General features: G+C 63.7%; 1 protein-coding gene. It reads left to right on the top strand.

What is annotated here, in order from left to right:
- The coding region (locus tag Xinn_RS21650; protein ID WP_153043457.1) for a TraC family protein at window positions 1-306 on the top strand (306 nt) is incomplete at both ends.

Raw genomic sequence — 306 nt, 5'->3', positions numbered from 1 at the left:
CAGGGCACTGCCTTTACCGGGGCCTTTCTGGCCGAATCGGCCCGTCACCTGACCGGTATTGCCCGGCCTGACGGGATATTTCAGGACAGTTTAATTACCGGGCAGCCGTGGCGGGGGCAGCAGCGCCAGACCCGCATGGTGGTTTACCGCTGGCTGCCGGCTCACAAATCATCGCGCCACCACGTCGCGTTATCGCCGGTGGCGGCTCTCAATCAGGTCTGTGAACGACTGGTCTCATCACTGGCCGCCGCCGGTGTGACAGCCCGCCGCCAACAGGGAGAACAAATCCACCGCTGGCTGTTACGG

Origin of the sequence: Xenorhabdus innexi, from assembly GCF_002632485.1 — a bacterium.
In the GTDB taxonomy this organism is placed as follows: domain Bacteria; phylum Pseudomonadota; class Gammaproteobacteria; order Enterobacterales; family Enterobacteriaceae; genus Xenorhabdus; species Xenorhabdus innexi.
Note: the sequence above shows the minus strand (reverse complement) of the source record. Positions and strands in the feature narration are given on the sequence as shown.